7 protein-coding genes and 1 pseudogene are annotated in these 6,513 nt (G+C 73.5%); 4 read left to right on the top strand and 4 right to left on the bottom strand.

Translation table 11 applies throughout. From position 1 onward, the window contains the following. From V7793_RS30985 to V7793_RS30975, 3 genes are all read left to right on the top strand, one after another. Positions 1-402: CAP domain-containing protein (locus V7793_RS30985; protein ID WP_336012826.1), on the top strand; the 402-nt coding region annotated here is incomplete at its 5' end. 83 nt (positions 403-485) lie between these two features. Next, positions 486-2,519, top strand: a complete 2,034-nt coding sequence (locus V7793_RS30980; protein ID WP_336012824.1) for an RICIN domain-containing protein — start codon at positions 486-488, stop codon at positions 2,517-2,519. A gap of 110 nt (positions 2,520-2,629) precedes the next feature. Beyond that, entirely contained in the window at positions 2,630-3,262 is a 633-nt protein-coding gene (locus tag V7793_RS30975) for a hypothetical protein (RefSeq protein ID WP_336012822.1), read from the top strand. Positions 3,263-3,359: 97 nt separating this feature from the next. Here the strand turns inward: V7793_RS30975 and V7793_RS30970 are convergent, their stop codons facing one another. The 3 genes from V7793_RS30970 to V7793_RS30960 form a co-directional block, all read right to left on the bottom strand. Further along, entirely contained in the window at positions 3,360-4,352 is a 993-nt protein-coding gene (locus tag V7793_RS30970; RefSeq protein ID WP_336012820.1) for an alpha/beta fold hydrolase, read from the bottom strand. Between the two features lie 91 nt (positions 4,353-4,443). After that, complete coding sequence (locus V7793_RS30965) at positions 4,444-4,746, bottom strand: hypothetical protein (protein WP_058041490.1); 303 nt, start codon at positions 4,744-4,746, stop codon at positions 4,444-4,446. Positions 4,747-4,899: 153 nt separating this feature from the next. Next, on the bottom strand, positions 4,900-5,826 hold the full coding sequence (locus tag V7793_RS30960; protein WP_336012816.1) for a phytoene/squalene synthase family protein: 927 nt from the start codon (positions 5,824-5,826) through the stop codon (positions 4,900-4,902). Positions 5,827-5,956: 130 nt separating this feature from the next. Between V7793_RS30960 and V7793_RS30955 the strand changes: the two genes are divergently transcribed. Further along, on the top strand, positions 5,957-6,358 hold the full coding sequence (locus V7793_RS30955) for a YunG family protein (protein WP_336012814.1): 402 nt from the start codon (positions 5,957-5,959) through the stop codon (positions 6,356-6,358). A gap of 17 nt (positions 6,359-6,375) precedes the next feature. Here V7793_RS30955 and V7793_RS30950 read toward each other — a convergent pair. Then, a pseudogene (locus tag V7793_RS30950) lies at positions 6,376-6,513 on the bottom strand (TetR/AcrR family transcriptional regulator); the annotation flags it as partial.

Here is a 6,513-nt window from a genome sequence, read left to right as displayed (position 1 = left end):
ACGGCCCGGCGGACGCCGTCGGCCGCCCCGGGCGCGGGCCCCGCCCAGGAGGTCGTCCGCATCGTCAACACCGAGCGCGCCAAGGCCGGATGCGGGCCCGTGCGCTTCAGCGCCGAGCTCGTCGCCGTCGCCCAGCGCCACACCGACGACACCGCCTCGCGCACCCCCGCCGGCCAGTGGTCCGCCTTCGCCCGCCGGGCGGCCGTGCCCGGCCACCACTGGAGCTCGTACGGGGTGAACGCCTCCGCCGGGCAGAGCAGCGCCTCCGCCGTCGTGTCCGTGTGGATGAAGGACCCCGGGCACCGCCGGACCATCCTCAACTGCGCCTACACGGAGCTGGGCGTCGGCGTCTCCTTCGCCTACGACGGCCCGCGCTGGATGCAGGTCTTCGCGGCGCGCTGAGCGCCGCCCTCAAGCCACCCCCTCCGCCGGGCGGGCCAGCGCCGCGCCCGGCCGTTCCGTAACCCCCACCGAGAGGAACTCCTTTGCCGCGCAAACACTCTCGCCGCCGCAGCAGAACCGGCCGCCGCCTGATACTCGCGGCGGCCGCAACCGCCGCGGCCGCCGGAATCGCCTTCGGCGTCCTGGGCACCGGATCCGCCACGTCCACCCCGGACTCGCAGCCGGAGGCGGCCAGCGCCCCCGCCGCGCAGCCGGTGCACAAGAAGCCGCCCGCCCCCCTCACCTCCACGCCCCCGGCCGACAAGCAACGCGGTCTCGTCTACGACGGCCTCAAGCCCGCCCCCAAGGGCGACCGCTGCGTCGGCGTCTACAGCGTCTCGCGGGCAGGCCTGTGCACCCACGGCCCCGACGCCCCGCCCAAGGGCGTCGACATCACCAAGGACACCCCGCCCGTGGCGGCGAAGGCGGCCGCTCCCTCCTCCCTGACCGGTGACGGCGGCCAGGCCCCCTCGGCCACCGAGGCCCTCGGCGGAGCGCCGTCCGTGGTCGACGCCCGCAAGGGCGGCGTGGCCGCGGCCGCCGCCGCCCCGAGCCCGGGCGGGTCCACGACCCCGCAGGCCGGATCCGGCTCCAAGGTCGTCTGCGAGGGCGACGGTTCGACCGGCAACCGCGTCCAGGTGCTGTACGTCCACGCGCCCGGCCGCGACCGCTTCGGCCAGTACGCCGCCTCCTTCAAGCAGTGGGCCGCCGAGACCGACGTCATCTACAACGCCAGCGCCAAGGAGACCGGCGGCGAGCGGCACGTCCGCTACGTCACCGAGGCCGACTGCACCGCCTCCGTCCTGAACGTCGAGGTCTCCGCGGGCGACCTCCAGGAGTTCGGGGCCATGAACAACGCCCTGGCCGCCAAGGGATTCAACCGCCGCGACCGCAAGTACATGGTCTTCGCCGACGCCCAGGTCTACTGCGGCATCGGCACCTTCAACGGCGACGAGCGGCCCGGCGCGGACAACCTCAGCAACTTCGGCCCGTCCTACGGCCGTACGGACTCCGGCTGCTGGGGCGGCAGCACCCCCGCCCACGAGCTGGGCCACAACCTCGGCGCCGTCAACAACAGCGCCCCGCACACCAGCAGGGCCGCGCACTGCGTCGACGAGTGGGACATCATGTGCTACTCGGACGCCCCGCACTACCCCAAGATGCAGACCATCTGCCCCGACCGGGCGAACGACGCCCGCCTGGACTGCGGTCACGACGACTACTTCCACACCAACCCCAAGCCGGGGAGCTACCTGGCCACCCACTGGAACATCGCCAACAACCGCTTCCTGATGGCCGCCGGCGGCACCACGAACCCCGACCCCGGCCCGACGCCGACCCGCACGCCCGACCCGACGCGGCCGCCGACGGCCGGCCCCGAGGCCAAGGTCAGCCAGATCACCCCGAACTCGGTCGTCGTCAGCTGGACGAAGGTCCCCTCGGCCACCGGCTACGACCTGCTGGTCAACGGGAAGAAGACGGCCGACGTCAAGGACACCGTCGTCCGCCTCACGGGCCTCGCTCCCAGCACCTCCTACAAGGTCGCCGTCGCCGCGCGCGGCGCCGACGGCAAGGCCTCCGCGCCGGGCCGCGCCGCGTCCTTCCGCACCCTCTCCACCGACGGCGGCTCCCCGACCCGTCCGGGCACCGCGTACGTGATGGTCAACGGCCTCACCGGTGAAGCCCTCGACCTGTGGGGCGGCTCCTCGGCGGACGGCACCGTCGCCATCGCCTACCAGCGCCACGGCTACGCCAACCAGCAGTGGTCCTTCGAGAACGCCGGCGGCGGCGCACTGCGCGTGAAGTCGGTCCAGAGCGGCAAGTGCCTCCAGCTCGGCGGCGGAGACCGGCCCGTGGCAGGCCAGTACGTGGCCCAGCAGCCCTGCCGGGACACCGCCGCGCAGAAGTGGCGGCTGAACTCCGCCGGCGGCGGGTCGTACGTCCTGCAGCCCGAGGGCTCGTCCCTGGTGCTCGGCATCAGCAAGCGCTCGTACTACGGCGGCCGCCTGCTCGAACTCCAGCAGAAGAACGACCAGGGGTACCAGAACTGGACCCTGTCGAAGGCCGCCGCCTCCTGACGGCCGCCCTCTGACGGGGCCGGCGACCGCTGCTTCCCCATTCCCCCCCACTGGCGGTCGCCGGCCCCCTCCGCCCCACCTCTCCCGACACTCTCCGAGGAACCGCCACGATGAAGCTGCGCCCCACCACCCTGGCCCCCGCGCTCGGATGCGCCGCCCTGCTCGTCCTGGGCACGCCCGGAACGGCTGCCGCGCACGGCGACACCATCCACTTCGCCGTCGGCGGCGAGCAGCAGGGCGGTCACGTACGGACCGTGGCGACCTGGGAGAACGACGGCGACCCCGTCGACGAGCACGTCGCCGGCACCCTGACGGCCACCGGCCCGGACGGGCGCACCGCCGGCCCGTGGCAGCTCGTGGCCGCCGAGGGCGGGAAGGGGGCCTACACCACCCGCGAGACCCTGCCGGAGGGCACGTGGAAGGTCGTCGTCCACTGCGGCTTCCCGGACCTCGGCCACGGCGAGGGGACGGTCACGGTCACGGTCGCGGCCGCGGGGTCCGGGCACGGTCCCGCTCCGGCCGGGAGCGCCGCCGCGACGCCCGAGCGGTCCGGTCCCGCCGGCCCGCTGGCCGCCCGGCGGGAAGCTGCATCCCCGGAGACCGAGGAGGCCTCGCAGGCCCCGGCGTCCTCCTCCCGGACGGGCCTCGTCGCAGGCGCCTGCGCGGCCGTCGCCGTGGCGGCCGTCGCCACGGTGCTCCTGCTGCGGTCCAGGCGCTCGCGGAAGGCCGCCGTCACCAAGTGAGGGGCGGCGTCACCGGGTGAGGAGCAGCATGTGCAGCCGCTGCGCCGCGCCGAGGCCGCGCCGGTCATCGCCGAGATGATCGCGGCAGGGCCTCCGGCTACGCGTTCGGGGACGGCAGGGACGACAGGAAGCCGAGGAGTTCGGCGTTGACTTCCTCCGGGCGCTCCTGCTGCGTCCAGTGACCGCAGCCCGGCAGGGTCACGCTGCGGCGCAGCCCCGGCACCGTCTCCTCGAGGGAGGCCAGCAGCCGCTCCATGCCGGGGAAGGCCCGGACGGGATCGCGGTCGCCCCCCACGTACAGGGCGGGCACCTCGATGCGGAGGTCGTGGAAGGGCGCGAGGAGCTCCCAGTTCCGGTCGAGGTTGCGGTACCAGTTCAGGCCGCCGGTGAAGGCGCGGTCGCCGTGCGCGGAGAACTCGCGCACGAAGGCGTCCACGTCGTCCTCGGTGAACCAGGCCGGCAGCTCCTTCGGCTCCGCCATCGTGTCCAGGAGCGTGCGGCCGGCCGGGACGACCCACGGGCGCGGCGGGTCGGTCTGGCTGCTGTCGCCCGAGCCGCTGAACAGGATCCGGCGGAATGACGTCGCCGGATCCCGAGCCAACTCCGCGTCGGCGACGCCGGGTTCCTGGAAGTACAGCTGGTAGAAGCCGTCGCCGAGCACGGAACGCAGCGCCGGCAGCGGCGCCGCCGGGCCGTGCGGCAGCGGCGGCACGCTCAGGCCGGCCACGCCGCGGACGACGTCGGGCCGCAGCAGCGCCGTGGTCCAGGCGACCGGAGCGCCCCAGTCGTGCCCGACGACCACCGCGCTCTCCTCGCCGAGGGCGTGGGTCAGGGCGATCACGTCACCGGCGAGGTGCAGGATGCTGTACGCGCCGGCGTCGTCCGGCTGTTCGCTGCGTGCGTACCCGCGCTGGTCGACCGCGACGACCCGGTACCCGGCTCCGGCCAGCGGCCCGAACTGGTGCCGCCAGGAGTACCAGCACTCCGGGAAGCCGTGCAGCAGGACGACCAGGGGGCCTTGCCCCTGCTCGGCGATGTGCAGCGTTACTCCGTTGACCTCGACGAAGCGGTGCTCGACCGAGCTGGTCATGTGTCCTCCCGGGGGTGTCACGCCGACGTACTCCACAGTAGGGGCGACTTCCCCGTGGCGGAGGAGATGCCGACCACTCGGCCGGTCCGCCTCAGCCGTCGGGGTTGGCCTCCAGACAGGTCAGCTCGATGTCGTCGATGATGGCCTCGTTCGTCTGGCCCTTCAGGTGCGCGACGTTCTCGATGCCGACCGCCATCCACCCCGACAGGCTCATGACGAGCACCCGCAGCCCGTCCGTACCGTGCTTGGCGAGCACCCGGTCCGCCACCTTGAGCGCTTCTTCGGGCACCCGTTCCGCCGGTTCGAGGCCGACGATGGTGCGCATCAGCCCGATGGTGGTGTGCGAGATCTCCGGTGCGATCGCCCGCAGCCTCCGGTCCTCTTCCTCGTCCACGTGTCCTCGATTCGTCCGTCAGCCGGTCACGTGCAAGCACCCTAGGTGGCCGCGCGCGGCGGCCGCAGCCCGAACACCAACGGGTGATCGCTGCTACGGGTGAATCGTGGTCAAGAAGCTCCCAAGTCGCCCCCGGTGGTGCTCGGAACGCACTCAGAGGGCGCGGCGCCGGGCGGTCCGCGCGCGGCCGTACTCCCGGAGGAACACCCGCAGGGCGGCACCGGCCGCAGGGCGCGCCGACCCGCGCAGCAGGCCGCAGCCCTTCGCCGCCGCGGCGTCCGTGGTGAGCACTTCCAGCTCCACCATCGCCCGCACGAACGGACGGTCGACCGGTGCGGTGAGACCGGCCAGGCGGCGGGCGTCCAGCAGGTCGTGGCGCGCGCGGCGCAACTGACCGGCCAGGAGCGCCCGTACGGCCGGGGTCTCGCGTGCCGACTCCAGGTCGCCGCGGGAGACGCCGTGCTCCTCCAGGGTCGCCCGGGGGAGGGCCAGGCGCCCGCCCTCCAGGTCCACGGCCAGGTCGTTGACGAAGTCCAGGCGCTGGCTGCCGTCGATGTACGAACGGCAGGCCGCACGGTAGGCGACGGGGTCGGTGCCCGGGTCGAGCAGGCCGGCGACGAGCATGAACGCCGGGAGCGAGTAGGCGTCGACGTAGTCCTGGTAGGCGCCTTCCGTCGCGAACCCGTCGAAGTCGAGATCGGCCGGTGCGGCCTTCAGGAAGTCCTCGACCGCTCCGGCGAGCCCGGGGTGTGCGGCGACCGTGTGGATCACCGACCGGATCACCGGGTGGTCCGCCCGCCCGCCGGCCAGCGCCTCGCGCACGTCCCGCTCCCACACGGCGTAGGCGGAGGTGCGCTCGGTCCGGGTACCGCCGTTGTCGAGCGTGTTGTCCGTGTGGTGCATGAACGCGGTCATGGCGATGACGTGCGGGACGGTCGCACGGGGCAGCAGCAGCCGGACGGCTGCGTAGGCGTGGCGCCGGTAGCGCGAGACGAGGTCGCGCTGCTGCGTGAAATCGTCGCGTAGCCGCCGGTCGTGGACGCCGGCGGCGTCGAGTGCCTTGTCCCACGTGCTGGTCATGGAGTCCTTTTCCCATCGGCTGGTTCCGGCCGCTGAGGGCCACGGAGGACTGTACGTCGTGTGTGCGCGGGCAGGCGTCGGCTCGCAGGTCCTCCCGGCACTGTCAGTGGTCACTGCCAGGATGCGCAGCATGAAACCGTGGCTTCTCACCGACATCGAACGCGCCGTCCGCAGCAGCTGGGACGCCGGCACGTGCACCCCCGAGTACCGCTCGCGCTGGACCCCGGACAATCCGGCACGCGACCAGTGCGGCGTCACGGCGATGGTCCTCAACGACCTGCTGGGCGGCGAGCTCATCCGGGGCGAGGTCCGCGTCGGCGGGGTGCAGACCGACTTCCACTGGTGGAACCGGCTCGGCGAGGGCGTGGAGATCGACCTCACCCGCGAGCAGTTCTCCCCCGAGGAGATCGTCACCGGCGGTCAGGTCATACCGCGCCCGCCCGAGATCAAGCGCCTCCGCGAGGAGTACGAGCTCCTGCGCGAGCGCGTCCTGGAGAAGCTGCGGACGGGCGCGGCCGCGGCCGCGCACTAGGCGCACGGGAGGAGTGCTCAGACGAGGAGTGCCGCCGTGCACTCCTCGGCCAGGTCCTCCGCGTGGCCGGGGAGGGCCTCGCCCGCCCGCAGGTGACGGCGGACCAGCGAGAGCGGCAGGTCGATCACGGCGACGGAGACGCGTTCCAGGGCGGC

Origin of the sequence: Streptomyces sp. KLMMK, assembly GCF_036961605.1 — a bacterium.
Lineage (GTDB): Bacteria > Actinomycetota > Actinomycetes > Streptomycetales > Streptomycetaceae > Streptomyces > Streptomyces telluris.
This window is presented reverse-complemented; position numbering and strand designations above follow the sequence as displayed.